This is a genomic window from Actinoplanes sp. NPDC049802, from assembly GCF_040656595.1.
Lineage (GTDB): Bacteria > Actinomycetota > Actinomycetes > Mycobacteriales > Micromonosporaceae > Actinoplanes.
In genome coordinates this window covers 1-24098 of record NZ_JBFAMR010000021.1, presented here as the reverse complement: position 1 = coordinate 24098, position 24098 = coordinate 1, and the positions used below count along the sequence as shown (strand labels likewise).

Annotated in this window: 29 protein-coding genes; 16 read left to right on the top strand and 13 right to left on the bottom strand. The window is 70.7% G+C overall.

Annotated elements, in window-relative coordinates:
* Positions 1-134 precede the first annotated feature (134 nt).
* Genes AB0I88_RS16855 through AB0I88_RS16845 form a run of 3 tightly spaced genes read right to left on the bottom strand, consistent with a single transcriptional unit; the run spans position 135 to position 1790 of the window.
* Positions 135-416 (bottom strand): hypothetical protein, encoded by a 282-nt coding sequence (locus tag AB0I88_RS16855; protein WP_361024413.1) that lies wholly within the window; start codon positions 414-416, stop codon positions 135-137.
* Positions 409-1512, bottom strand: a complete 1104-nt coding sequence (locus AB0I88_RS16850; protein ID WP_361024410.1) for a hypothetical protein — start codon at positions 1510-1512, stop codon at positions 409-411. Before AB0I88_RS16850 ends, AB0I88_RS16855 begins: the two co-directional genes overlap by 8 nt.
* On the bottom strand, positions 1509-1790 hold the full coding sequence (locus AB0I88_RS16845) for a hypothetical protein (protein WP_361024407.1): 282 nt from the start codon (positions 1788-1790) through the stop codon (positions 1509-1511). Before AB0I88_RS16845 ends, AB0I88_RS16850 begins: the two co-directional genes overlap by 4 nt.
* A 256-nt stretch (positions 1791-2046) precedes the next feature.
* Between AB0I88_RS16845 and AB0I88_RS16840 the strand changes: the two genes are divergently transcribed.
* From AB0I88_RS16840 to AB0I88_RS16820, 5 genes are all read left to right on the top strand, one after another.
* Positions 2047-2877 carry a polyphosphate polymerase domain-containing protein gene (locus AB0I88_RS16840; RefSeq protein ID WP_361024404.1) on the top strand — a complete coding sequence of 277 codons (831 nt, stop codon included), beginning with the start codon at positions 2047-2049 and terminating at the stop codon, positions 2875-2877.
* 3 nt (positions 2878-2880) lie between these two features.
* Positions 2881-3558 carry a DUF4956 domain-containing protein gene (locus AB0I88_RS16835; RefSeq protein WP_361024401.1) on the top strand — a complete coding sequence of 226 codons (678 nt, stop codon included), beginning with the start codon at positions 2881-2883 and terminating at the stop codon, positions 3556-3558.
* Complete coding sequence (locus tag AB0I88_RS16830) at positions 3558-5111, top strand: CotH kinase family protein (RefSeq protein ID WP_361024398.1); 1554 nt, start codon at positions 3558-3560, stop codon at positions 5109-5111. The genes AB0I88_RS16835 and AB0I88_RS16830 overlap by 1 nt, the downstream gene beginning before the upstream one ends.
* Positions 5112-5368: 257 nt before the next feature.
* Positions 5369-6349 (top strand): glycosyltransferase family 2 protein, encoded by a 981-nt coding sequence (locus tag AB0I88_RS16825; RefSeq protein ID WP_361024395.1) that lies wholly within the window; start codon positions 5369-5371, stop codon positions 6347-6349.
* The gene (locus tag AB0I88_RS16820; protein WP_361024392.1) at positions 6336-7466 is read left to right on the top strand and encodes a glycosyltransferase; all 1131 of its coding nucleotides are present in this window, start codon (positions 6336-6338) and stop codon (positions 7464-7466) included. The genes AB0I88_RS16825 and AB0I88_RS16820 overlap by 14 nt, the downstream gene beginning before the upstream one ends.
* A 186-nt stretch (positions 7467-7652) precedes the next feature.
* Here AB0I88_RS16820 and AB0I88_RS16815 read toward each other — a convergent pair whose 3' ends face one another.
* The 4 genes from AB0I88_RS16815 to AB0I88_RS16800 form a co-directional block, all read right to left on the bottom strand.
* Entirely contained in the window at positions 7653-7859 is a 207-nt protein-coding gene (locus AB0I88_RS16815) for a type II toxin-antitoxin system Phd/YefM family antitoxin (protein ID WP_361024389.1), read from the bottom strand.
* Positions 7860-7927: 68 nt separating this feature from the next.
* A complete protein-coding gene (locus AB0I88_RS16810) occupies positions 7928-9526 on the bottom strand; it encodes a hypothetical protein (RefSeq protein WP_361024386.1) in 1599 nt (532 codons plus the stop codon).
* Complete coding sequence (locus tag AB0I88_RS16805) at positions 9523-10356, bottom strand: hypothetical protein (protein WP_361024383.1); 834 nt, start codon at positions 10354-10356, stop codon at positions 9523-9525. Before AB0I88_RS16805 ends, AB0I88_RS16810 begins: the two co-directional genes overlap by 4 nt.
* A gap of 47 nt (positions 10357-10403) precedes the next feature.
* Positions 10404-11234, bottom strand: coding sequence for an SGNH/GDSL hydrolase family protein (locus tag AB0I88_RS16800; RefSeq protein ID WP_361024380.1), 831 nt, complete (start codon positions 11232-11234; stop codon positions 10404-10406).
* Positions 11235-11304: 70 nt separating this feature from the next.
* Here AB0I88_RS16800 and AB0I88_RS16795 point away from each other — a divergent pair, with 70 nt between their 5' ends.
* The 8 genes from AB0I88_RS16795 (at position 11305) to AB0I88_RS16760 (ending at position 17440) form a co-directional block, all read left to right on the top strand.
* Positions 11305-11601 carry a SelT/SelW/SelH family protein gene (locus AB0I88_RS16795; RefSeq protein ID WP_361024377.1) on the top strand — a complete coding sequence of 99 codons (297 nt, stop codon included), beginning with the start codon at positions 11305-11307 and terminating at the stop codon, positions 11599-11601.
* Positions 11602-11689: 88 nt separating this feature from the next.
* Positions 11690-12697: a permease gene (locus tag AB0I88_RS16790; protein ID WP_361024374.1), complete on the top strand. Its 1008-nt coding sequence runs from the start codon at positions 11690-11692 to the stop codon at positions 12695-12697.
* On the top strand, positions 12694-13401 hold the full coding sequence (locus AB0I88_RS16785) for a TIGR03943 family protein (RefSeq protein ID WP_361024371.1): 708 nt from the start codon (positions 12694-12696) through the stop codon (positions 13399-13401). Before AB0I88_RS16790 ends, AB0I88_RS16785 begins: the two co-directional genes overlap by 4 nt.
* Positions 13398-14441, top strand: coding sequence for a hypothetical protein (locus AB0I88_RS16780; RefSeq protein ID WP_361024368.1), 1044 nt, complete (start codon positions 13398-13400; stop codon positions 14439-14441). Before AB0I88_RS16785 ends, AB0I88_RS16780 begins: the two co-directional genes overlap by 4 nt.
* Positions 14442-14524: 83 nt before the next feature.
* Positions 14525-15025: a copper chaperone PCu(A)C gene (locus AB0I88_RS16775; protein WP_361024366.1), complete on the top strand. Its 501-nt coding sequence runs from the start codon at positions 14525-14527 to the stop codon at positions 15023-15025.
* Complete coding sequence (locus AB0I88_RS16770) at positions 15022-16164, top strand: Dyp-type peroxidase (protein ID WP_361024364.1); 1143 nt, start codon at positions 15022-15024, stop codon at positions 16162-16164. Before AB0I88_RS16775 ends, AB0I88_RS16770 begins: the two co-directional genes overlap by 4 nt.
* Positions 16077-16709 (top strand): copper resistance CopC family protein, encoded by a 633-nt coding sequence (locus AB0I88_RS16765; RefSeq protein WP_361024361.1) that lies wholly within the window; start codon positions 16077-16079, stop codon positions 16707-16709. Before AB0I88_RS16770 ends, AB0I88_RS16765 begins: the two co-directional genes overlap by 88 nt.
* A 14-nt stretch (positions 16710-16723) precedes the next feature.
* Positions 16724-17440, top strand: coding sequence for a YcnI family protein (locus AB0I88_RS16760; RefSeq protein WP_361024358.1), 717 nt, complete (start codon positions 16724-16726; stop codon positions 17438-17440).
* Here the strand turns inward: AB0I88_RS16760 and AB0I88_RS16755 are convergent.
* Positions 17416-17991, bottom strand: a complete 576-nt coding sequence (locus AB0I88_RS16755) for a class I SAM-dependent methyltransferase (protein WP_361024355.1) — start codon at positions 17989-17991, stop codon at positions 17416-17418. The genes AB0I88_RS16760 and AB0I88_RS16755 overlap by 25 nt on opposite strands.
* Before the next feature lie 53 nt (positions 17992-18044).
* Between AB0I88_RS16755 and AB0I88_RS16750 the strand changes: the two genes are divergently transcribed.
* Positions 18045-18428 (top strand): MerR family transcriptional regulator, encoded by a 384-nt coding sequence (locus tag AB0I88_RS16750; RefSeq protein WP_361024352.1) that lies wholly within the window; start codon positions 18045-18047, stop codon positions 18426-18428.
* On the opposite strand, the gene AB0I88_RS16745 is transcribed toward AB0I88_RS16750, so the two are convergent.
* Complete coding sequence (locus AB0I88_RS16745; RefSeq protein WP_361024349.1) at positions 18425-18790, bottom strand: MmcQ/YjbR family DNA-binding protein; 366 nt, start codon at positions 18788-18790, stop codon at positions 18425-18427. The genes AB0I88_RS16750 and AB0I88_RS16745 overlap by 4 nt on opposite strands.
* Before the next feature lie 124 nt (positions 18791-18914).
* On the opposite strand from AB0I88_RS16745, the gene AB0I88_RS16740 reads away from it, so the two are divergent.
* Positions 18915-19868: a sulfite exporter TauE/SafE family protein gene (locus AB0I88_RS16740; RefSeq protein WP_361024346.1), complete on the top strand. Its 954-nt coding sequence runs from the start codon at positions 18915-18917 to the stop codon at positions 19866-19868.
* A 53-nt stretch (positions 19869-19921) separates the two neighbouring features.
* On the opposite strand, the gene AB0I88_RS16735 is transcribed toward AB0I88_RS16740, so the two are convergent.
* From AB0I88_RS16735 to AB0I88_RS16725, 3 genes are read right to left on the bottom strand one after another with little or no spacing between them, the layout of a single operon-like run.
* Positions 19922-20707 (bottom strand): hypothetical protein, encoded by a 786-nt coding sequence (locus AB0I88_RS16735; protein WP_361024344.1) that lies wholly within the window; start codon positions 20705-20707, stop codon positions 19922-19924.
* A 2-nt stretch (positions 20708-20709) separates the two neighbouring features.
* The gene (locus AB0I88_RS16730; protein WP_361024341.1) at positions 20710-21102 is read right to left on the bottom strand and encodes a hypothetical protein; all 393 of its coding nucleotides are present in this window, start codon (positions 21100-21102) and stop codon (positions 20710-20712) included.
* Between the two features lie 19 nt (positions 21103-21121).
* Positions 21122-21814 (bottom strand): YbaB/EbfC family nucleoid-associated protein, encoded by a 693-nt coding sequence (locus AB0I88_RS16725; RefSeq protein WP_361024338.1) that lies wholly within the window; start codon positions 21812-21814, stop codon positions 21122-21124.
* A 125-nt stretch (positions 21815-21939) separates the two neighbouring features.
* On the opposite strand from AB0I88_RS16725, the gene AB0I88_RS16720 reads away from it, so the two are divergent.
* Entirely contained in the window at positions 21940-22536 is a 597-nt protein-coding gene (locus AB0I88_RS16720; protein WP_361024335.1) for a hypothetical protein, read from the top strand.
* 14 nt (positions 22537-22550) lie between these two features.
* Here the strand turns inward: AB0I88_RS16720 and AB0I88_RS16715 are convergent, their stop codons facing one another.
* A complete protein-coding gene (locus AB0I88_RS16715) occupies positions 22551-23480 on the bottom strand; it encodes a YegS/Rv2252/BmrU family lipid kinase (RefSeq protein WP_361024332.1) in 930 nt (309 codons plus the stop codon).
* Between the last annotated feature and the right edge of the window lie 618 nt (positions 23481-24098).

Below are 24098 nucleotides of genomic sequence, written 5' to 3'. Positions count from 1 at the left end.
CGCCGTTCCGTCAACGTAGACGCCGCGCCGCACGGAGGCAAGGCCGGTTGATGATCATAAATGCGGGGCGCCGTGGAATCCTCTCGGTCCTGTCCTCGGTGATGGCGGCCGGACCGGGCGTCTCAAGCGGTTCATCACTGTGGGTCGATGCGATCACGGCCGTACTGCTCGAGTTCGGCCCGTTCCTCAGGCGTCATCTCCTGGTACCTGTTCCAGAACGTCGCGATGTCAGCGCCGATCTGTTCGCCGTACACACTGCTTGCGGCCATCTGGCGAAGTGAGGCGCCGTCGAGCACGTCGCGAGCCATCTCGCGCACCCTGTCATTCTGATGATCGAGGAGTGACCTGAGGAGCATCCTGATCTCGGCGGCCAGGCGGACGTTGCCGTGCGCGATGTCGAGGATCTCGTCAGACATGGGCGCCTGCTCCGGCCAGCGGGTGATCGTAGCCGGCTCCGCCGCCGAGAGCGGAGAGTCCGACCTCGTCCAGGTCGCTGAGTGTGCTGTCCAGCAGCGCCCGGAACCCTTTCACCGCCGAGTCCGCGTAGGCGAGGTACTTCGTGACCTGCGCCCACATCGCGAGCATGCCGGCCGCCTCTGCGGCTGCGACTCCATATCCCACCACCGCTCCACCGCCCGTCCATGCGGTGGCCGTTCCTGCGGCGGCCGCGACGCCGGCGATGAGGGCGGCATCGCAGATGCCCTTGATCAGGCCGCCGATGGCGTCGCCGGCCTCCCAGACGGCATCGGCCATGATCCGGTACTCCTCACCCATCTTCGCCAGCGGCGCCCGCATTCGATCGACAGACGTCGCGAGGTCGGTGAAGTATCGGTAAGCGGCCTCACCGGCATTCCCGTTCCAGCGGCCGCCGTGAAGCTCGGTCGCTCCAGCCTGGATGTTGTAGGCGAGATCGTGGACGGCGGCCGACGCATTGGTCAGCACCGGCTGCATCTGGGCGAAGACCTCCCAGTCGCCGAAGATCTTGTTCTGCACTTCCTGGACCGGATCGAAACCGAGGATGATGTCGAACCCCTTCATCATCCAGGCGGTAGGGCTGATGTAGTCCATCCAGGCCAGCTTGTTCACCGGTCCCTCCGGCTCGAGGTCCGGCTTGTCGAGGTGCTGTTCGGGGAACCTGGAATCGTTGAAGGGAACCGGCGGGCAGACGGCGATCTCGTGCTCGATGGCAGTCGGGCACCACTCGCCACTGGCAGGCAGGGCGCGGTCGAGCTCGATCGCCGCCTCGAGATCCGTATTCCGGTAGTACTCCGCCGCTGCGCGCAACTCGGGAATCGCACTGTCCAGCACCGACGTCACTCGGCCGAAAGCGTTTCGGATCACCTCGACGGCGTGCTTGTTCCCCTCGTCGGCGACCCCGTAGATCTCCCCGCCGGTGCCGTCCTCGGCGTTCTTGACGATGTAGTCACCGATGGCCCGGGAATCATCACGTGCCCGCCCCAGCTGATCGGCGTAGGAGACCAGCGCCTGCGGCTCCACCCGCACATCGCTCATGAGCCGCTCCCCGCGACGAGTGCCAATCCTCCCAGCCCGAGAGCAGTGAAGACGACCGCCGCCAGCAGGAGCCAGAGGTTCAACCGCGGGCGCGGCCGGGTGAGATAGACCCCCACCGCGCAGACGCCGCCCACCACGTTCGACAGAGACGGCAGAAGTCTCGCGCCGTCGGCCTGACCGCGGGAGATGGACACCACCGCCACGATCCCGAGGAAGACGCAGAGGGTGGCGATGGTCGACCGTACGTTCCAGTAGGCGACGCGCTGGAGTCTTTCCACCGACTCCTGATATCTCGCCGCCGCTGCCTGCCGCTCCTCAGGCGTGCCACGCCTCTTCCGACCGCTGTTCCGTGCCATGACCAGAGACCGTAGCGATGGATGAGTCTGACCGCTGTCCCCGCAGCGTGGCCGGCATGAGCCGCGAACCCGCGATTCCCGCATCGGCTACATGTCCGCCGCGGTTCACTCGCCGTTCCCATCAACTTCACAGCATCCATCGAGGTTGCTCTGTCGTTGCTCGCCGTAGATAGCAGGCATGAATCGACTGCTCGGTGACGATCACGCCGGTCACGCCCTGCGGGCTCCCAGCAGGCTGCACTCGTTCAACCGGTACGAGATCAAGTATCTGGTGCCGGGTGAACGGCTACCCGCGCTGCGGGCGGAGATCGCCGGCCGGATGGACTCCGACAGCCACGGCGCAGACGGCGGGTACGGGGTGTGGAGCACCTACTACGACACCCGTGACCTGCGTTTCTACTGGGAGAAGATCGAGGGCCTGAAATTCCGGCGCAAACTGCGGGTGCGGCACTACGGCGATCGTACGAACGTCGGCGACGACACGACGGTGCACGTCGAGATCAAGCAGCGGGTCAACCGGGTCACTCAGAAACGGCGGGTGGCCATGCCCTACCGGCTGGCCCGTGACCTGTGCGACGGGCGGCGGATGGTCGAGCACGATCCGCCGCAGACCGCGTTCCTCGAAGAGGTGCTCGAGCTGGTCTCGATGCTGGACCTGCGGCCGGTCGCGATGACCGGCTACCAGCGGGAGGCGTTCGTCGGCCGGGACGCCGACGTGGGCCTGCGCGTCACCGTCGACTCCCGGGTCCGCGGCCGGGACCGCGACTTCGACTTCGCGGCGGACGCGGAGAACCGGCTGATCGTCCCGGCCCGGCTGTCGGTGGTCGAGTTCAAGGCCAACGAGCGGGTGCCGTACTGGCTCACCGATCTGGCCGCCCGGCTGAACATGTCGGTGGTCCGGGTGTCCAAGTACTGCCAGAGCGTCGAGGCGTTCGGTCGCGCCCCACGGTCGATCTTCCATGTTCTTGAAGACAAACAATGCCCCGAATCCGAAATCGTCGAGGTCTGACCCATGCCTTTCAAAGTACAGGATCTGTCCGGCACGTTCAGCGTCGGCGACATCGCGATCGCGCTGTCGCTGTCGTTCCTGCTCAGCGCGTTCATCGCCTGGGTCTACCGGTTCACCCACCGCAACGTGTCCTACTCCCAGTCGTACGTGCAGACGCTGGTGATCCTCGGCATGCTCATCGCGCTGATCATGCTGGTCGTGGGTTCCAACATCGCGCGGGCGTTCGCGCTGGTCGGCGCCCTGTCGGTGGTCCGGTTCCGCAACGCCATCAAGGAGACCCGCGACGTCGGGTTCATCTTCCTGGTGATGGGTGTCGGCATGGCCGCCGGCACCCGGTTCTACACGCTGGCCGTGGTGGCCGCGATCAGCATCAGCCTGATCATCCTGGTGATGTACCGGTTCAACTGGTTCGCCGCCAACGTGCAGCGGCAGGTGGTCAAGGTGCAGGTGCCGCCGGACGGCAACCACACACAGCACATCCAGGACGTGCTGATCACCCTGACCAGCGAGTTCGAGCTGGTCAGCATCGAGTCGATCCGCGGCGGCGCGCTCACCGAGCTGATGTACACGGTCCGGTTGAAGAAGGGCGCCGAGCCCGGCGAGCTGATCACGAAGCTCGGCGAGCGGACCGGCGGGCAGCGGGTCACCGTGCTGACCGGGTACGACCAGACGGACCTGTGATGCTGCCCCGGCGGATCGCCCACCGGATTCCGGTACGGGTCAGGCACTACTGGAAGCTGCTGGCGACCTGCGCTGTCGTGCTGACGGCGTTCGCCGTGGTGTTCAGCACCGTCCGGGTCGCCCCGCTGGTCACCAGTCCCGGCGCCGGCGACGGTGACGAGGTGACGGTGGACATCGCCGGCGCCGTCGACCTGTTCGACGCGGGAGTCGCGCACAGCATCACGCTCACCTACCGCGAGGAGGCGTACCAGGAGCTGTTGGACTCGTTCTGGGAGGAGGGGGAGAAGGCGTACCTGGAAGCGGACCTGACCATCGACGGGACGGCTGTCCCGAGCGTCGGGATCCGGCTCAAGGGCAACTCCACCCTCCAGGGCCTGACCCGCGACGGCCAGTCCCGGCAGGGCGGCTTCGGCGGACGCGGCGCGGCCCCTCAAGGCGGCGCGGCCCCTCAAGGCGGCGCGGCCCCTCAAGGCGGCGCGGCCCCTCAAGGCGGCGATGCCTCTCAGGGTGGCGGCTTCCGTATGGGAGGAGGCGGCATGCGGACGTCGCTCAAGGCCGAGGAGCCGGAGAACCTGCCCTGGCTGATCCGCTTCGACGAGTTCGTCGAGGGACGCCGCTACCAGGGGCACCGGGAGATCGCGATCCGGGTCGGCGGCATGGGCGGCGGGGCCGCGGTCCTCAACGAGGCCGTGGCACTCGACGTGCTGGCCGCGGCCGGCGAGATCAGCCAGCGGTACGCGTACGCCGGTTTCACCGTCAACGGCCGGCCCACCACGGCCCGGCTCGTCGTCGAGCACCCGGACGAGAACTTCGCGGCGGCGATCGGCGGTGACGGGGTGCTCTACAAGAGCCTGTCGACCAGCCGGTTCACCGACCAGGGCGACGACCCCACGGCGTACGCCGACGACTTCAAGCAGATCAACCGGAAGGGCAGCCAGGACCTGCAGCCGGTCATCGACCTGATCCGGTGGGTGAACAGCGCCGATGACGCCGAGTTCGCCGAGCACCTGGACGAGCACGTCGACGTCGAGTCGTTAGCCCGCTACGCCGCCGTCCAGAACCTGCTGGTCAACTTCGACGACATGGCCGGGCCGGGCCGCAACTACTACCTCTGGTACGACCTGGACACCGAACGGTTCTCGGTGGTCGGCTGGGACTACAACCTGGCCCTGTCCGGCTCCGCCACCCAGGACCCGTCCGAGTCGGTGAGCATGGGCGGCGGCGGGATGCGCGGCGGCGGGGACTTCCCGCCTCCCGAAGGCATGGAGATGCCACAGGGCGGCCGTGGCGGCCTCATGTCCGGGCACAAGCTCAAGGAGCGGTTCCTGGCGGCCGCCGCCTACCAGGACACCTATCGGACGGCGTACAAGAAGCTGTTCAACGAGATCTACGGCAACGCGGCGGCGCTCAACGCCGTCGACACGATCACGAAGGTGGCCGGCGCCGTGGACGGGGCGAACGCGGAATCCATCGCGAGCGAGGCGGAGAATCTGCGCACGTTCCTGCGGGAACGCACCCGGTTCCTGATCACCGACGAGATCATCACCGGCTGACGCAAGCGCCCGGCCTCACCGGGCAGGCCGGGCGCGCTCAGCCCGTACCGGAGAACGGGTTCGATCCGGAAGGGTTCGTCCAGGCCGGGCAGACGGCGGCCGACTCGGGCGGACCATTCCGGCGCTCTCGCCACGGTGAAGGAGGCCCGCTGGTGGCGGGCCGTTCCGCGGCCCGCCGCCCGGCATTAACCGTCCTGCCTCCCAGCGCTCCTAGCGTCGGCTCGAATACGCCCGGCCCCCTGCGTAAGCGAGTCGACATGCCTGCTGAACCGGATGTCAGCGTCGTCATCCCCACCTGTGGACGGCCGCTGCTCGCCACCCGGGCGGTCCACGGCGCCCTCGGCCAGACCCACGAGAACCTGGAGGTCGTCGTCGTGGTGGACGGCCCCGACGAGGCCACCACCGGCGCCCTCGCCGCGATCGGCGACCCCCGGCTGCGGGTGGTGGTCGTGCCGGAACGGCGCCGCGCCCCGAACGCCCGCAACGTCGGCGCCGCGGAGGCCCGCGGCCGCTGGACCGCACTGCTCGACGACGACGACGAATGGCTGCCCGACAAGATCGAGGTGCAGCTCGCACTGGCCGCCGGCTCGGCCGCCCGCTATCCGGTGGTCGCCAGCAGGCTGATCAACCGCACCCCGCGCGCCGACTCGGTCATGCCCCGCCGCCTGCCCGCCCCCGGCGAACCGCTCAGCGAATACTTCTGCGTCCGGCGCGGCCTCTTCTACGGTGACGGGTTCATCCAGACGTCGACCATCATGGCGCCCACCGAACTGCTGCGCCGGGTGCCGTTCACCGTCGGGCTGCGCCGCCAGCAGGAACTCGACTGGGCGCTGCGGGCCGTCCGCGAGGACGGTGTGGAGCTTCTCTACGCCGAACAGCCGCTCGTGCTCTGGCACCAGGACGAGGACCGCGACCGGATCAGCCTGCACCACCCGTACGAGCAGCAGCTCGCCTGGCTGCGCGGCAACCGCCACCTGTTCACGCCCCGGGCGTACGCCGCCTTCACGCTCAGCGTGATCAGCTCGATGGCCGCGCCGACGCGCGACGGCCGGCACTTCCGCGACCTGCTCGCCGAAGCCCGCCGGCACGGCCGCCCCCGGCCCCTCGACTACCTCACCCACCTGCAGATCTGGGCGCTGCCGCCGAGCCTGCGCCACCGGCTGCGCGACCTCGTCGTCGGCCACCGCGACCCCGCCCCCGCCCCGGCCGCCGCCGAGCCCGTCGATGCCGGCCGATAGCCGCCGGGTCGCCGTCTGGCGCAGCGCCATGCTCCCGGGCTCGGAGACGTTCATCCGGGCCCAGGGCGACGCGCTCACCCGCTGGACGCCCACCTACGTCGGCGCCACCCGGGCCGGATCCGCGCTGTCCCGCCCGGACGACGTGATCACCTTCCCGGACGGCGGCCACGACTTCCTGCGGCTGCGGCTCACCGGCGCCTCGCCGCGGCTGCGCACCGTCCTGGCCGGGGTACGCCCCGACCTGGTGCACGCCCACTTCGGCGGCGACGGCTGGCTGGTCAGCCACAGCGCCCGGCGGCTCGGAGTGCCGCTCGTGGTCACCGTCCACGGCCACGACGTCACCCGCCAGCCGCTGGCCCCCGGACTGCACGGCCTGCGCTACCGGCGCAACCTGCGGACCGTCTTCGACCGCGCCGCCCTGATCATCGCCGTCTCCGGCGTGATCCGCGCCCGCGCCGAGGCGTGCGGCGCCGACCCCGCCAAGACCCGCGTCCACCACACCGGCGTACCGGTCCCACCGGCCCCGCCGATCGTCGGAAAACGCTGGGACGTCGCCTTCGTCGGCCGGTTCGTCGCCAAGAAGGGCGTCGACGACCTGCTCACCGCCCTCGCCGGGCTCACCGCGCCACGCCCGCGCGCCCTGCTCATCGGCGACGGCCCGCTGCTGCCCGAGATGCGCGCCCACGCCGAACGACTCGGCGTCGACGCCACCTTCGTGGGCGCGCAGCCGCCCGCATCGGTCCAACAGCACCTCGCCGAGGCCCGGATGCTGGCCGCGCCCTCCAAGACCGCGCCCGACGGCGACACCGAAGGCCTGCCCACCACCATCCTGGAAGCCGGCGCGCTCGGCCTGCCCGTGGTCGCGACCCGGCACAGCGGCATCCCCGAGGCGATCATCGACGGCCAGACCGGCCTGCTCGTCCCGGAAGCCGACCCGGCATCGCTCGGCGCCGCCCTGGCCCGCCTGCTCGGCGACGCCGGTCTGCGCCGCCGCCTCGGCAGCCGGGCCCGCGCGCACGTCGCCGCCCACTTCGACCTGAACACGCAGACGGCAGCCCTCGAAGACCTGTACGACGAGGCCGTGCGCACATCACTCTCACTGCCGGGTCGTCGCTGAAACCCGGCAGCGTACGGCCTGCGCGGCGCCGCCGCCGACCCGTTCAGTCGTCCGTAAGGCGGGAACCCCGGCCGTTCACGACTCCGATGGGTAACCTGCAAATCGGACAGCGGGGCTGCGCTGACCAAGTCGCTGACCTGGGCCGGACATCGGCGATCATGCATTCCGCCCAGCCGGTTTGGTCGTTTACCAACGGAGTCGTTCACGGCCGGGACCGTTGGCGCCGCGGGACGAGTGTTCGGTTTCCCGCCAGGCGTCGTACTCACTCTTGCGCATGATCACCAGCGGCTCGTGCCCGCTTCGGGTGACGACGAGATCCTCGGCATCGTTCTCGACGGCGTCGAACACGTTGGCGAGGTTGGCGCGCAGGTAGGACGCTGTTACGACCTTCATTGCCCCTCCCGGAGTCTGTCCGCATACCGTAAGGCCTCAACATCGTCCTGAGCCTCGGGTACACCCGTTCAAGTGATCGAGCGCAGCCGGGTGAGGACCGTGCGAGCCAGCCGCCTGCCGCCGCGCACGCCACCCAGGACGGCCGTCGCGGCGCGGCCCGGCGTGGTGGCCCGCAGCACCGCGATGACACGGTGGGCGCGGGAGAGCTCGGCACGCATGGTCACGGCGCTCCGCTCGTACCACTCGATCTGTGCCCTGGCCTCGGCGAGCTCGCGCGCCAGACGGTCGTGCGCCGCGCTCAGCTCGCGGAAGGTCCCCGGGCCCGGACGGGCCGCCGGGTCCGGGCCGATCTCGACGCCGGCCATCGCCGCCAGCAGCTCGGCGGACCCCTCCGGCGGCCACCGGTGGGCCAGGCCCTCGTCGTGCAGGGCGGACGCGAACCGGCGCAGCGCCTCCGCCGGATCGGTGGGCGTGGCCAGCGGGCGCAGCGTGCCGTCCCCGGTCAGCAGGATCGCGTCGGCGGTGACGGCCGCCGCGGCACCGGACTGCCAGGCGGCCAGCAGGGCGCGCATCCGCGGCAGGTCCCCGGCGCGGGCCGCGCTCAGCAGCACGTCGTGCAGGCAGCGTCCGGCCGGCGCCGGCTCGGCCGTGTCACCGAGCGTCCAGCCGTGCGGCGTCCGGCGCAGCGAGACGAGGTCGCCGCCGGCGGGGGCCAGGACGGCCTCAGGCAGCGAGACGGGATCGCCGCCGGCCGGGGCCAGGACGGCCTCGGGCAGCGAGACGGGATCGCCGCCGGCCGGGGCCGGGACGGCCTCGGGCAGCGAGACGAGGTCGCCGCCGGCGGGGGCCGGGACGGCGCCGGGTGGCGGCGGGTGATTTTGGCCGGGCAGCGCGGCCGCCACGAGCCAGGCCGGGGCCAGCGCCGCGACGAGGCCGTGCCGCAGCAGATCGGCGGCGAGCGGCGCCGGGTCGGCCAGCAGCGGGCCGGGCGGGCGGCCCGCGCGGCGCAGCGCCGAGGTGAGCAGACCGTGCAGATCCGGGTCGGCGAGCGCGGCCTCACTCAGCAGCACGGCCGGGGCCTGCGGGGACGGATAGGCGGCGTACCCCTGAAGGAGGGTGAGACCCGCGGACGCCAGATGCTCGCGCAGCCCGGCGAGACCCACCGGCAGCGTCGGGTCGTCACCCGCCGGAGCGGCCCAGTCGGCGTCGCCCGGTTCCCGGGCGGCCGCGTAGAGCCGGTGCAGGCCCGCCGGGTTGGCGCAGCCCAGCAGCAGCCGCCCGCCCGGGCGCAGCACGGCGAGCAGCAGCGCGAGACCGGCCGCCCAGGTCAGATCGGGGGTCTCGGTCGAGCCGGTCCGGTCCAGGCCGTCCAGGGCGACAACCGTGTCGTACGCCGGAACCGCCGCCAGCTTCGACAGGCTCCCGCAGCGGATCTCGATCCCGGGCCGGCCGGCGTACCGGACGGCCAGCGCCTCCGCGTCCGGAACCCCGCGCACCAGCACGGTGACCTGCCGGGACCCGACCGCGTCGATCAGCTCCGGATGGTGCGGGCCGACGATCAGCGTGTGCCCGTGCGCCGACGCGGCCAGCAAGCGCAGCGCCTCGCCGCGGACGGGGGAGCGGTCGGTCCAGTGCGGCATCTCGCCGCCGAACAGAAAGGGGGTCACGCTGTCGTCTCCGCGTCGATGGGCCAGTGGAAGAGATGGCGCAGCTCGGCGGGGGAGAGCAGCCGCCCGGCGCCGAGCTCGTCGCCGGCGGCGGCCCGGGCCACGTCGAGGTCGACCTGCGCGCCGTGCAGCTCGGCCCACTGGCGGCGGATGCGGGGCCGGCCGCCGAACAGGTCACGTTCGTCGTGCAGCCGCATCGGGTCGCCGTAGACGGCCGGCTCGCAGCCGGCCAGGATGCCGTAGAAGATCGCGCTGCACAGCCGGTTCGACGCCACCCGGCGGTGCCGGCGCTGCTCGGCCAGCTGCCGGTCCAGGAAACCCGGGTCGAGGTCCTTCCACCAGCCGCCGCGGTAGCCGTGGCAGATCACCCGGAACCCGGCCCGCTCGTAGCGGCGGCGCACCCCGGCCGTCCGGTACTCCTGCCAGTACAGGCAGACGGTGACCGGGCCGGGTTCGGTGTCGCGGATCTCGCCGATCAGCCGGTCGTGGTCGCCCTGGACGTGCTGGCCCTCCCAGCCGTGGAACGGATACCAGATGGTGCCGTCCCGCCCGGTGTCCGGCGCGGGCGTCATCTCGACCAGGTACGCCCACGGGGCCCCGGTGACGTACACCTGGCGGCGCCCCATCGACCAGGCCCGCCGCCGGGTCCGTTCGCTCCACACGAACGAGGGGATGCCGGGCACGAACTCGTGATCCGGCGCCATGCCGTCGCCGATGTTCCAGCCGTGCTGCAGATACCCGCGGATGCGCGGCGGATCAGGCGACTGCGGCAACCCGCAGTAACGGGCCATGACCGCGGAGTGCCCGTAGTAGTGGTTCGCGTGGTGCACGTCCCATCCCAACCCGGGCAGGTGTGCACCACGCGAACAACAGGGGATCAGCCGGTGACGGAGACCAGTGCCTTGAGGTACGCCTGATAGCCGTCCGCGGTCGGGTGGAACGACTCGGACAGGTCGTCGCCGACCGCGTGGATCCACGGATCCTCGGTGCACGCCTCGTGCCCCTTGAACGCCTCGCGCACGTCGACGAAGGTGAAACCGTCCTGCGCGGTGACCCGGCCCTTGATCACCTCGACGAGGGCGTCCGCGCCTTCGTTCAGCGCCTTGCGGTGCGGACCGGTCAGCGACTCGCACGACACCCCGGGCGCGCCCGGGTCGGCGACCAGGTGCGGGTAGCCCAGCACGTACACCTTCGCGTACGGCGCCCGGCTACGGATCGCCTGGTAGAGCGTGTCCAGCCGGGCCGGCAGAGTGGCCTCGACCGTGGCGACCGCCTTGTCCACCGAAGCCTGGCAGGTGGCGCCGTCGCCGAACATGCACTGTTGCAGGGTGCTCGTCCAGCCGGCGTCGTTGCCACCGACCGTGAGCGTCACGAAGCCGGTGTGCTCGTCCAGCCTGGACAACTGCCTGAACTGGACGTCGTCGATGACGGCACCGCTGCAGGTGGCGTCGGTGACCGTGCTGAACGGGTTCGCCGCGCGGGCCTTCACCCACAGTTGCGGGTAACCGCCGTCCTTGCTCTGCTTGCACTCGGTGTCGCCGTAGTTGCCCGCGCCCAGGCCGGCCGCGTACGAGTCACCCAGCGCCACGTAGCCGAGGGCCACGACGGGTTTGGTGGCGCTCTCGTCCCCGCCGGAACAGGCCGAGGCGGCGACGCCCACCAGCAGAGCGACTCCACCGGCGACGGCCGCGGTCCAACGTCCCCTCAATGCGACTCCTTAAAGACGGATGATCCCCGCGATCATGCCTGATGACACTGGTGCGGCATACTTCGGAGCTGTGACGCAGCCCCGGGAACCACGTCTGGAGATCGAGTACTGCACCCAGTGCCGCTGGCTGATGCGGGCGGCCTGGACGGCGCAGGAACTGCTGACCACCTTCGTCACCGAACTGGGCGAGGTCGCCCTGGTGCCGGGCGTCGGCGGCGTCTTCGAGGTACGCCTGGGCTCCGAGACCCTGTGGTCCCGCAAGGCCGAGGGCGGCTTCCCCGAACTGCCGCACCTCAAGCGGCTCGTCCGGGACCGGATCGCCCCGGGCCGCGGCCTCGGCCACTCGGAAGGCCACCAAGCCGGATAACCGTCACAACCGGAGGACGAGACCGCTCGCGGTCCACCTGTTCCTGGCGGCCAGCCCGTGATCAACCGGTAACGGTAGATTCCAGCGGGTGACCGAAACGCAGGAGCGCCAGAGCACAGCCGACGCCCCGGCCGGTGGACGGCGAAACCGGGGAGTCGACTCGGTCGAAGCCCTCGCCGTGGTGCTGATCCTGCTCGTGATCTTCCGGGACCGGCTGTCCGGCCTGGTCTCCGGCGAGCGCCTGCAGACCTGGACCACGGTGTTCGTCTCGGTGCTGGTGCAGGCCGTCCCGTTCCTGGTCTTCGGGGTGCTGCTGTCGGCCGTCATCGCGGTGTTCGTGCCCCGCTCGTTCTGGGCCAAGGCGCTGCCCCGGCACCCGGCGCTCGCGGTCCCGGCGGCGAGCATGGCCGGGGTGGTGCTGCCCGGATGCGAGTGCGGGGCCGTACCGATCGCGGGGTCCCTGATCCGTCGCGGCGTGACCCCGGCCGCCGCGCTCGCGTTCCTCCTGGCCGCCCCGGCGATCAACCCGATCGTGCTGACCGCGACCGCGGTCGCCTTCCCCGGCAACCCGGAGATGGTGGTGGCCCGCGGCCTGGCCAGCCTGGTCGTGGCGGTGGTGATGGGCTGGCTGTGGCTGCGGCTGGGCCGCACCGACTGGATCCGGCTGCCGCACCGCCCCGACCTGGACGGCGCCTCCAAGGGCCGGGCGTTCTGGGCGGCCTGCCGGCACGACGTGACACACGCCGGCGGGTTCCTGGTGCTCGGCGCCGCGGCCGCCGCCACGATCAACGTGATCGTCCCGGAGGCCTGGCTGCAGACGCTGGCGAGCCACCCGGTGCTGTCCGTGCTGGCGCTGGCGGTCCTCGCCGTACTGTTGTCGATCTGCAGTGAGGCGGACGCGTTCGTCGCCGCCTCGCTGTCGCAGTTCTCGCTCACGTCGCGTCTGGTGTTCCTGGTGGTGGGCCCGATGGTGGACCTGAAGCTGATCTCGATGCAGGCCGGGGTGTTCGGGCGCGGGTTCGCGGTGCGGTTCGCCCCGGCGACCTTCACGGTGGCGGTGGCCGCCGCGGTCGTGGCAGGGGCGGTGCTGCTGTGAACCGGCAGGCGCAGGCGGTCGTCCTCTTCCTCTTCGGCGGCGCCATCCTGAAGGCGTCGCTCACCGACCTCTATCTGCGGTATGTGAAGGAGGGCCTGCGCCCGTTCCTGATCGCCTCCGGTGTGGCGCTCGTGGCGGCCGCGATCATGACACTCTGGTATGAATTCCGGGCCTCCCGGGCGGCCGCGGACGACGATCACGGTCATCACCACGAGCCGCGGGTGGGCTGGCTGCTCGTTCTGCCGGTGCTCGCCCTGCTCCTGGTCGCCCCGCCGGCTCTCGGGTCGTACACCGCCGTGCAGTCCGGGACGGTGCAGCTCAACGCCGAGTCCGACTTCCCGCCGCTGCCCGACGCCGACCCGGCCCCGGTCGCGCTGATCGACTACGCCTCCCGGGTGATCTACGAGGACGGCCGCAGTCTGGCCGGCCGGCGCGTCCAGCTGACCGGCTTCGTGGCCCGCGGTGAGGACGGCTCCCCGATGCTGGCCCGGATCGTGGTGAGCTGCTGCGCCGCCGACGGGCGCCCGATCAAGGTCGGCCTCACCGGCGGCCCGATCGTCGACGTGCCCTCCGGCACCTGGCTGCAGGTGACCGGCAGATACAGCGACAAACGGGCCAAGGACCCCGTCAACCAGGCCGACATCGCGTTCCTCGAGGTGGAGCAGTGGCAACCGGTCGACCCACCGAAGCAGCAGTACGAATGAGGAACCGGATCAGCCTGGGCGCGGCCCTGCTCGCGGCCGGCACCCTGCTCGCCGGCGCGCTGCCGGAGAACCCGCCGGCCAACCCGGACGCGGTCGGCCGCCCGACGGTGGCGCAGGCGTGGCCGGGTGCGGCCCGCGCCGACCTGCCCGGACTCACCGTCGAGCCGCTGCTGTTCCTGGACGCCACCACGGTCGTCGGCACGCGAACGGCCGGCGGCTCCGTACACCTGGTGGTGGTGAAGGGTGACATCGAGCGCGAGTTGCGCCGCCTGCCGGCCGCCGACGAACCCCGCTTCGAGGGTTTGACCGTCGCGGGCGACGAGATGGTGTGGACCGAGGCGGCCGGGGACCGGCCGGTCGAGGTGTGGGCGGTTCGCAAGGAGGGCGGGGCGCCCCGCCGACTGACCGCCGACACCGGCAACACCCTGTTCTACGGCAACCAGTTCGACCTGGTGGTGGCCGACGGCCGGGTGCACTGGGCGGCCGGCGAGGGCGACCAGACCACCGAGATCCGGTCGGTCGCGCTGTCCGGCGGCAAGGTCACCGTCCGCGAGGAGAAGGGCCAGTGGGCGCTGTCCGCCTGGCCGTGGCTCACCGACGACACCGGCAGCCAGTCCGGGACCGTCCGGATGCGGAACATGACCACCGGCCGGGAGGTGCGCGCCCCCGTGTCCGGCGCCGAGTGGACCATGTGCAGCCCGGTCTGGTGCCGGGTGATGGTGATGAACGGCGACGGCCTGGCCCGGATGGACGTGATGCGCCCGGACGGCGCCGACCGCCGCCGGGTGGCCGGCCCGGAGGCGCAGGCCGCGGTCAGTGACGTGGCGGTGCTGGACCGGTTCGAGATCCTCTCCGAGCCGGGCCCGGAGTCCGACGTCACCGGCGTGGCCGGACTGGTCGTTCACGACCTGGCGACCGGCCGGACGGTGACCCTGGCGGCGGCCGCCGACCTGGCCGCCACCAAGGACGGGATGCTCTGGTGGTCGACCGGTCAGCAGGAGGCCGCCGTCTGGCACACCCTCGACCTGCGAACGGTCTAGGTTCTGTCGCAGGGATCACGGCTCCCGGAGGTTTCCGCGGAAAATCCCGGGAACCAGATCCGAACGACCGGCGACTAACGGGCATGTCGACTCGTACCGCCTTGGCCCTTGTGGCCCTCACTCTCACGACGCTTGCCGGTTGCGGCGCCTCGACGGAGGCGACACCGGCCGGCCCGCCGTCCTCAGCGGCTGCCGTGCTCACCGTGCGCGACCCCTGGGTGAAGGCGGCGGACACGGGCATGACGGCGGCGTTCGCCACGCTGGTCAACAACACCGGCGCCGACGTGACGATCGAGTCGGCGGCGTCCCCGGCCTCGCCGGTCGAGCTGCACACCATGGCGATGAAGGACGGCGCGATGGTGATGCGGCCGAAGGAGGGCGGTTTCGTCGTCAAGGCCGGCGCCACCCACGAACTGAAGCCGGGCGGCGACCACCTGATGCTCATGCAGCCCACCGGCGCGATCAAACCCGGTGACCAGGTCCAGTTCACGCTCACCCTGGCCGGCGGCGGCACGGTCGGCTTCACCGCGGTGGCCAAGCCGTTCGCCGGCGCCCAGGAGAGCTACGCCCCGGGACACTCGTGACGGTCACCAGGCGGGCCGTTCTGGCGGGCGGGGCGGTGGCCGGGCTGAGCGCGGCCGGTTGCTCCGCGCCCGCCGCACGCTCCGGACAAGACCCAGGCATCGGTACGGTCACCGTGCCCTTTCACGGGCAACGCCAGCAGGGCGTCACCAGCGAACCGCCCGCACACGCCGCGTTCCTGGCCCTCACCCTGCTCCCGGGCACCGGCCGGGACACCGTGGGCAGAATGATGCGGCTGCTCACCGACGACGCGGCCCGGCTCACCCGGGGCGAACCGGCGCTCGGCGACACCGACGCGCCGCTCGCCGCACACCCGGCCGGCCTGACCGTCACGTTCGGGTTCGGCCCCGGCCTGTACCGGGCCGCGGGCGTGGCGTCCCCGGTCGCCGACCTGCCCGCGTTTCCCATCGACCGGCTCCAGGACCGCTGGTGCGGCGGCGACCTGCTGATGCAGATCTGCGCCGACGACGCGCTCACCGTCACCCACACCCAGCGGATGCTGATCAAGGACGCCCGGCCGTTCGGCACGGTCCGCTGGCTGCAGCGCGGCTTCCGGCGTACGCCCGGCGTGCACCCGGCCGGGTTCACCCAGCGCAACGTGCTCGGCCAGCTCGACGGCACCGCCAACCCGAACGGCGCCGAACGGGACACCGCCGTGTGGAACCCGGACGGCGGCACCACCCTCGTGGTCCGCCGGATCCGCGCCGAGATCGAGACGTGGGACCTGCTCAGCGTCACCGACAAGGAGAACGCGGTGGGCCGCCGGATGGAATCCGGGGCGCCGCTGACCGGCACCGCCGAGCACGACGAGCCGGACTTCACGAAACGCGACGACACCGGGCTGCCGGTCATGCCGGACTTCGCGCACGTCACCCGGGCCCGGATCACCGACCCCCGGTTCAAGATCCTGCGGCGGCCGTACAACTACGACGAGGCGCCGGACGCGCAGGGCCGGCCCGACAGTGGGCTCATCTTCGCGTCGTACCAGGCTGACATCACCCGCCAATACCTGCCCATCCAACGGCGGCTCGCCGAGAAGGACCTGTTGAACGAATGGACCACACCGATCGGATCCGCCGTCTTCGCCATACCTCCCGGCTGCGCCGAGGGCGGCTGGATCGGCGAACAGGTGCTCGGCTGAGGCCGCTGCTCGCCCTCGCCGCGCTGCTGCTGGTGCTCGTGCCGGGCACCCCGGCCTGGGCACACAACGCGCTGGCCGAGGCCGATCCGGCCAAGAACGCCACGCTGAAGAAGTCACCCAGCGAGGTGCGGCTGCGGTTCCTGCAGAAACTGAACCCGGAGTACACCACCGTCACGGTCAGCGACGCCGGCAAGGCGACGGTGTCCACCTCCGCGCCGAAGGTGAACGGGGCCACCGCCGTCGTCACCGTCGGCACGCTGGACAACGGGGTCTACACGGTCGCCTACCAGGTCGTCTCCACGGACGGGCACACCGTGAAGGGCTCGTACGAGTTCACCGTCGACGACCCGTCCGCGTCGGCCGCGCCCTCGGCGGCACCGTCCCCGGCGACGCCCGTCACCAGCGCCGCCGCCGTGACCAGCGCCGCGAGCCCGCCGCTGCGTCCCGCGTCCTCGAACTCCACCCTGTACGGGTTCATCGCCGGCGTCGTGGCCGTTCTCGCCGCGGCCGCCGTCCTCCTGTTCATCCGTCGCCGCAAGGCATGAGAGGTATTCCCCCCATGAAGCAGACTGCGCTGCGGCGCGCCGCCACCGTCACCGCCGTCATGGCCGTGTTCGTGCTCGGCCTGGCCGGACCCGCGGCCGCCCACGTCACGGTCAACCCGGGCACCGCCACCCAGGGCGGGTACGCCAAGGTGTCGTTCCGGGTGCCGAACGAGAGCGACACCGCCTCCACCACCGAACTGGAGGTCAACCTGCCGGTCGAGAGCCCGGTCGGGTCGGTGTCGATCAAGCCGGTGCCGGGCTGGACCGCGGTCACCGAGAAGTCGAAGCTGGCCACCCCGATCAAGGTCCACGACAGCGAACTGACCGAGGCGATCACCAAGGTCACCTGGACGGCGGCGTCCGGCTCGGAGATCAAACCGGGCACCTTCCAGGAGTTCGACGTCTCGCTCGGCCCGCTGCCGGAGACCGACCAGATGGTGTTCAAGGCGCTCCAGACGTACTCCGACGGCACGATCGTGCGCTGGATCGACGAGCCCACCACCGACGGCACCGAGCCGGAGAGCCCCGCCCCGGTGCTCAAGCTGACCGCCGCCTCCGCCGCCCCGTCGGCCGCCGCGGCCGCCCCCGCCCCCGAGGCGGCCCCCGCCGAGGAGGACGGCAACGGCGGCACGGTCCTCGGGATCGCCGGCCTGGTCGCCGGGCTCGCCGGTCTGGTGGTCGGCCTGCTCGCCTACCGGAAGGCGGCTCAGTCCACGACACCGGCGGCCTGAATCCGGCTGTAGATCGACAGCGGGTGGAGCGGCTTACGCCGTACCCCCGCTGTCGTCGTGGCGAGTGGACCGCCCCGGCCGGCGCGCGCCGCGTGGGAGAGGGCGGTCTCCAGCCGGCGCAGCCGGGTGAACCGGAAGTCGTAGACCAGGATCCGGCCGCCCGGCCGGAGCACCCGGAACAGTTCGGTGGCGGCCGCCTCCGGGTTCGGCCACTCGTGCGCGCTGAGCGTCGACACGACCAGGTCGAGGCTGCCGTCCGGCCAGGGCAGGGCGGCCACGTCGGCCACGTCCAGGCGGATTCCCGGGCGGCGGGCGAGCGCCACCATGTCCGGTGACAGGTCGGCCCCGGCGAGGCGCAGATCCGGGCGGCGCCGGGCCAGCTCGTGCAGCAGCCGGCCGGGTCCGGTCCCGACGTCCAGCACCGCGGCGCCGGAGGCGGTGGCGGCCGCGACCTCCCCGGTGACACGGCGGTAGAAGCCGCGCAGCAGCCGGGTGGCCCGCCGGTCGTACGCGGCGCTGGCCCGCCCGTCGAATTTGATCTTCGTGCTCATGGCGTCCTCCGATGCGCTTGACAACACCGGGAACCCTGCATCTTCATGTCGACATGAAGTCAAGCATCGGCGATCTGGCGGCACGGTTCGGTCTGCCCGCGCACGTGCTGCGGCACTGGGAGCAGATGGGCCTGCTCGCGCCGGAGCGGGCCGGCAACGGCCGCCGTCTCTACGGTGACGCGGACGCCGCCCGGATCGTGCTGATCCAGCTCGCCAAGGAGGCGGGCCTGAGCCTGGAGCAGACCCGGCTGCTGCTCACCGACGCCCGCGACCGCAAGTCCCGCCGCGACCTCTACGCGGCCCACGCCGAGGCGCTCCGCAAGCGGATCGCGTCAGCCCAGGCCGCTCTGGCGCTGGTCGAGCACGCGGCCGAGTGCGACGCCGACGACTTCACCGCCTGCCCGCACCTGGCGGCCAAGGTCGCCGCCCGTCTCTAACCGTGGTACGCCGCCTCGACGTCCTCGGGGGCGCGCATCCGCCAGGCGTCGGTCACCAGTTCGGTCAGCCGTTCGGGTGACACCCGCTCCAGCCGGACCATGACGAGCGGCAGGCCGTCGTAGCCCGGTGTGGTGAAGAACATGTCCGGCTCGCCGAGCACCAGTGCCTGCTTCTCGGCCTCGTCCCCGACGTAGAGCACCGCGATGTCGGTACGGATGACCCGGGGTTTTCCGGGCCGCCGTTCCGGATATGACCAGACGAATCCCTTGCCGCCGACCCGGAAGTCGAAGCCGTCACTGTCGATCTCCTCGACCTGTGGCAGGGCGAGGGCCAGCCGTCGTACGTCGTCCGCGTCACTCACGGTGGCCATTCTGCAACACCGGTGCCGTCCCACGGGGCAATCAATGCCTTGCCTACTGGCTAGGTAGGCTCCTATTATCCGATCCAAGAAGTAGGAATTAGTCCTCATCCCTGGCGGTCGGCACATGCAGAAGCTCATCCTCCTGGCCCTGGTCGGGCTCGGCGCCCAGCTGGTCGACGGCAGCCTGGGCATGGCCTACGGCGTCACCTCGACCACCCTGCTCCTCGCGATCGGCACCAACCCGGCGGCCGCGTCCGCCACCGTGCACCTCGCCGAGATCGGCACCACGCTGGTCTCCGGCCTCTCGCACTGGCGGTTCGGCAACGTCGACTGGAAGGTCGTCCTCAAGATCGGCGTCCCGGGCGCGATCGGCGCCTTCCTCGGCGCGGTGGTCCTCTCCGGCATCTCCACCGAGGTCGCCGCCCCGCTGATGGCGGTCATCCTGCTCACCCTCGGCCTCTACGTCTTCCTGCGCTTCACCTTCCAGGGCCTGCCCAAGACGCAGCTCGGCAAGCCGCTGCGCAAGCGGTTCCTCACCCCGCTCGGCCTGATCGGCGGCTTCGTCGACGCCACCGGCGGCGGCGGCTGGGGTCCGGTCGGCACCCCGGCGATCCTGGCCAGCGGCCGCCTCGAACCCCGCAAGACCATCGGCTCCATCGACACCAGCGAGTTCCTCGTCGCCGTCGCCGCCAGCATCGGCTTCATCTGGGGCATCGGCAGCGAGAACATCGACTTCGGCTGGGCCTTCGCCCTGCTCGTCGGCGGCGTGATCGCCGCACCGATCGCCGCCTGGCTGGTCCGCCACATCCCGCCGCGCGTCCTCGGCGCCGCGGTCGGCGGCGTCATCATCCTCACCAACACCCGCTCCCTGCTGCGCAGCGACTGGATCGACGCTCCCGACAACGTCCGCTACGCCTTCTACGGCGTCATCTACGCGGCTTGGGCGGCGGCCATCGTCTACTCGGTCCTCCAATACCGCAAGCACTCCTCCGAGGACGCCGAGATCATCGCCGAGGCGGAGGCCATCGCGGCCGGCGGCGCCCCGGACGACAAGGACAAGACCCCCGCAAACGCCTGACCCTTCCGGTACGCGTAACGGGTCCCGCTTCCAGGTGGGGCCCGTGACACGTGTCAGCCGGTCTCGACCTTCCACGGCTTCTGGTTGTTCGTGATCTGCTCGCCGATCGTCGGCCACTTGCCGCCCGGCAGCCCTTTCGAGCCCCGGAGCTCGGAGTCCATGGTGGCGATCGCGGTCTTCATCTTCGAGTACGCGTCGTAGATGATCGGTGCCATCGACAGGAGCATGGTGATCGCCGCGGAGACCCCCGCGATGGCGATGGGCGGTGCCGCGGGAGCGCCGACGACGGTCCCCGCCGAGATTGCGGCCGATCCGATCGCCACGGCCGCGGTGGCCACCGCGACCCCTATGGCGAGCAGGAACATGATCTGACTGTTCGCCAGCTCGTGGAGTGCAGACTTCATCGAGGTGGAGAACGACATGAACGATTCGGTCGCGCTGCTCTGCAGGGCCGCGTTGCCAGCGTAGGCCCTCGCCGCTTTCCCATCGAAGCTGTAGGCGGCCGCCAGTACGGGTGGCTCCATCAGAACCGCCCGCTCGCTGAGTCTCTGGCCGACCTCGGTCTCCCATCGGTCGCCGATGCGGAACAACGCCGGGGGATACCCGGGCTCGGTGATGAGCTTCTGGAGAAGTTCCATGAAGTCGTGCATGAGCCCGTTGAGTTTCTCGAAGGCGGCGATGAGGCCGTCCGAGATGGGCGGGAACAGGAACCGGAGCACACGGTTGAGTCGCTCCTCCATGTTCCGGTACTCCCGCTGGATCTCCTCGATACCTGCGGAGATCGCCTGGGTGGCCTCGTAGAAGTCCGATTCGATGGCGCCCGCTCCGGGTGTGGTCATGCCTACCTCCCTTGCAGATCTCTGATGATCGAGCCCGCCGTCCGGCCGATGGACGTGCCGGTGCCGGTGCTGCCGACCTCACCGATGTTGATCGCCGACTCCTGGTCGGCGCCTTCGATCATGTCTCTGGCGTTGCGCAGTGCGACGGCCAGCTTCTCCAACTCGACGGTGCCCTCGCCCAGCCTGTCCTTCACGAAAGTCAGCATCGCGTTGTACTTCTCCGGGACGCCGACCAGGTCCGCGGCGATGCCGAACTCGAAGCTGCCCAGGTCGTAGGTCCGCGCCGTCTGCAGGGCGGTGCTGACGACGTCGGCGGAGTCGAACCAAAACTGCACGTCGGTATCGAGGTCCTCCAGCGCTGCCCTTAGTTCGTCGGCGGTGGGTACATCTCCCATCCCGTCACCTCCTCTGATGTCAGTTGCCGGTCAGCCGGCGGAGGAACTCCTGCGGATCCCGGGCCATGTCTCGTACCGCACTGAGATGCGGTGTGCGTGCTGCCGCTGCCTCGTCCTCCGCCGCGATCGTCCGGTAGGCCTCCCGGCACGCGGCCTGAACCTCGTCGGCGACCTGCTGGCCCCCGGCCTCGGCGGCCAGCCACCGGGAGTCGACTTCCACCGCGGTGAGCTGCCGCCCGGTGAAGGTGACGGTGACCCGGCCGGAATGGGTCCGGCCGATCGTCGTGCGGTTCGCGACGGCTCCCATGTGCTCGGCGTAGACGTGGAGTTCGCCGATGGCGTCGGTGACCGTCAGCATCAGTTCGTGCAGCCGGGGATCGGGCCCGTCCTGGGACACATGGGGGGACGGTGGCGGGCCCGGCGCCTCGACGGGCGGCCAAGATGGCCGAGGCGGCCGTAGAGCATCCTCGGCCAGAGCCGTCGCCTGTTTCGAGAGGGCGTCTCCGGCGGCCGCCAGCACGGCCGGTCCGACCCTCTCCGGGGACAACCGGCGGCGCCAGTCACGGTGAACCTCCACGGCGTCGATCAGCCCGGTGCCGTCGACGCGCACCTCGACCGTGCCGGTGTCGTCCGTGCCTATCGCCGGCCTCGGCTCGCGGACCAGCGAGGCGGCTTCGCGCTGCAATCGCCGTAGCTCATCCCATTGATCCATGGGCTTCACCCCCGAATGACTCCCTCGGCGGAAATTACCACGAGCGGCCGAATTCGGTTCAACGCGGCTTGTTGATCTATTCCGGCCGGGCGTCGCATTTCGTGTTGCTCTGCTTCAATGTTCGGATGGAAAGGCGTTCCGGTTCGATGTTTCGAGGTTGGCCTCTCTTCATCATGGTGGTCGGCGCGGTGCCGCTTCTCGTGCTCTGTGGATGCGGGGGGCTCTGGCTCGTCCTGCCGGTGCTGCAGGATGGCGAACGCTGGACGAAGGTGAACCATGTGTGCCCGGTCCTGGACGCGACCGTAGCGTCCCGCCTGGCGGTCGTCCCGACGGTGGCGGCGCAGAGCGCCGAAGGTCCGGACGGTCTCAGTAAATGCCGCTACGACGCGGTGGTCGGTAGGGGTTCGGACATGACGCGGCTCGATGTATCGGTGGATCTGATGCGGCCCGGGCAACTGGACGACGCGGGTGAACAGGCGCTCGACGTGGTCGAGCACGAGGCCGGCACCTACAGCCCGCTGGGAGAGCAACGCGACGATCAGATATTCGGCGAGGATGCGGGTGCGCTGCGAACGATTCTGATGGTCACCGCAGTCGACAATGCCGTCCTAAAGATGGAATATGACCACTCGTATGATCAACAGCTTGACATGGCCGAGAAAACAGCTCTTCGTGATCCGTTGCAGTCCGTTACTGATCAGGCTGTGGCTAATCTTGGATGATCAATTCTGGATGATCAGTGGTCGGGGGAATCCGCCGGCGCCATGATCCGGAGAGCGTTCGGGTCGACGGCCACCCGTAGCGGCGTCTTGCCGCACGGCTCCCCGTCCACCTCGACGTGCGCCGGCCGGTCGGTCTCCAGCCACAGTTCGCCCACCGCCAGGAACGGCTGCTCCCGGAACGTCCGGCGGTGCCCGGTGAGTGCGTTCCGCATCGTCTCCCGCAGCAGCTCCAGCTTGCCGGACCCGCCGACCGGGTAGGCCACCAGCAGCCGGTCGTCGGCGTGGGCGTCCGCGGTGATCGGGCGCCCGGCGTGGAATCCGCCGTTCGCCACGTACACCTGATGGGTTTTGAAGACGATCTCGCGACCGTCGGCCCGGACCGTGGCACGAAGCGGCCGGTGCCGGGTGAGCAGGCCGAGCGCCGTGATCGGGTAGGCGATCCGGCCGATCGCCCGTTTCAGCCGGCTCGGCACGTTGATCATGATCTCGGCGGAGAGGCCGACGCCGACGTGGTTGGTGAACGGCATGTCGCCCGCGACGCCCAGATCCACGTCGATGACCTTGCCGTCGACGAGCGTGGCGACCGCCTGGTCCAGGCCCGGCTCGATCCCGACCGTACGCGCGAAGTTGTTCGTCGTGCCCAACGGCAGCAGACCGAGAGCCACGTCCCGGTGCGCGAGCATCCGGCCGGCCGTGCTGATGGTGCCGTCCCCGCCTCCGGCGACGAGCAGGTCGGGCTTGTGCGCGAGGGCGGCGGCCAGCGACTTCTCCAGCTCGCCGGGACGATCCACAGCGTACGCCCCGAGCAACTCGAATCCGGCGGCCAGCAGACGGGCGTGTGCGTCAGCGTACAGTTGCCGGCCACGTCGCGACCGGGCGTTGACCACGAGGGCCGCCCGCCGTTCCCGCCGGATGTCCTCGGTCAGCTCCTGCTTCGTCCGCACCGGCCGACCCTACCGGTCCGAGATCTTGAGCGGCTTACCCGGACGGCCGGATGCCCGCGCGGCACGAACGTCCGCTGTGGCTCCGGAGCCCCGGCCGGGCAGCGTGGCCCGCGACTCGATCCGGGCGAGGGTGCGCCGTAACAGAAGTGGAGTATCGCCCCGAACCGAGGTGCGGACGGGCCCCGGATCGTCGATGCACCCCGATGCCCGGTGCTAGCAGGACTGTCCGGGCAGCGGACAGCAGTTGGTCGTGAGTGCTGTTTCGAGGTCGTTGAGGCAGCGCTCAGTGCCAGCTGGTGGTTTGAGAGCGCGGGTTCACGTGCTCTGGCAGGTTTCATGTTTTGAGGTGACGTAGGTCCGTTGCTCAGGGCACTATCGCCGGAGAGCGCCGACCCGACGGAGAGATCACCGAGCGGCCTGCCTGGCCCACCCGCGACGGCACCTGTCCGCTTTCTCCGGGCATCACTAGAGCGCATCTGACGGATCATCACGGATGACCGTGGTCGATCGTTGGCGTGTTGTAGCTGGTGATCTGACTGATCAGGACTGGATGCGGCTGGAGCCGTTGCTGCCGTCCATGTCGCCGCAGCGCGGCGGCCGGTGGCGTGATCACAGGCA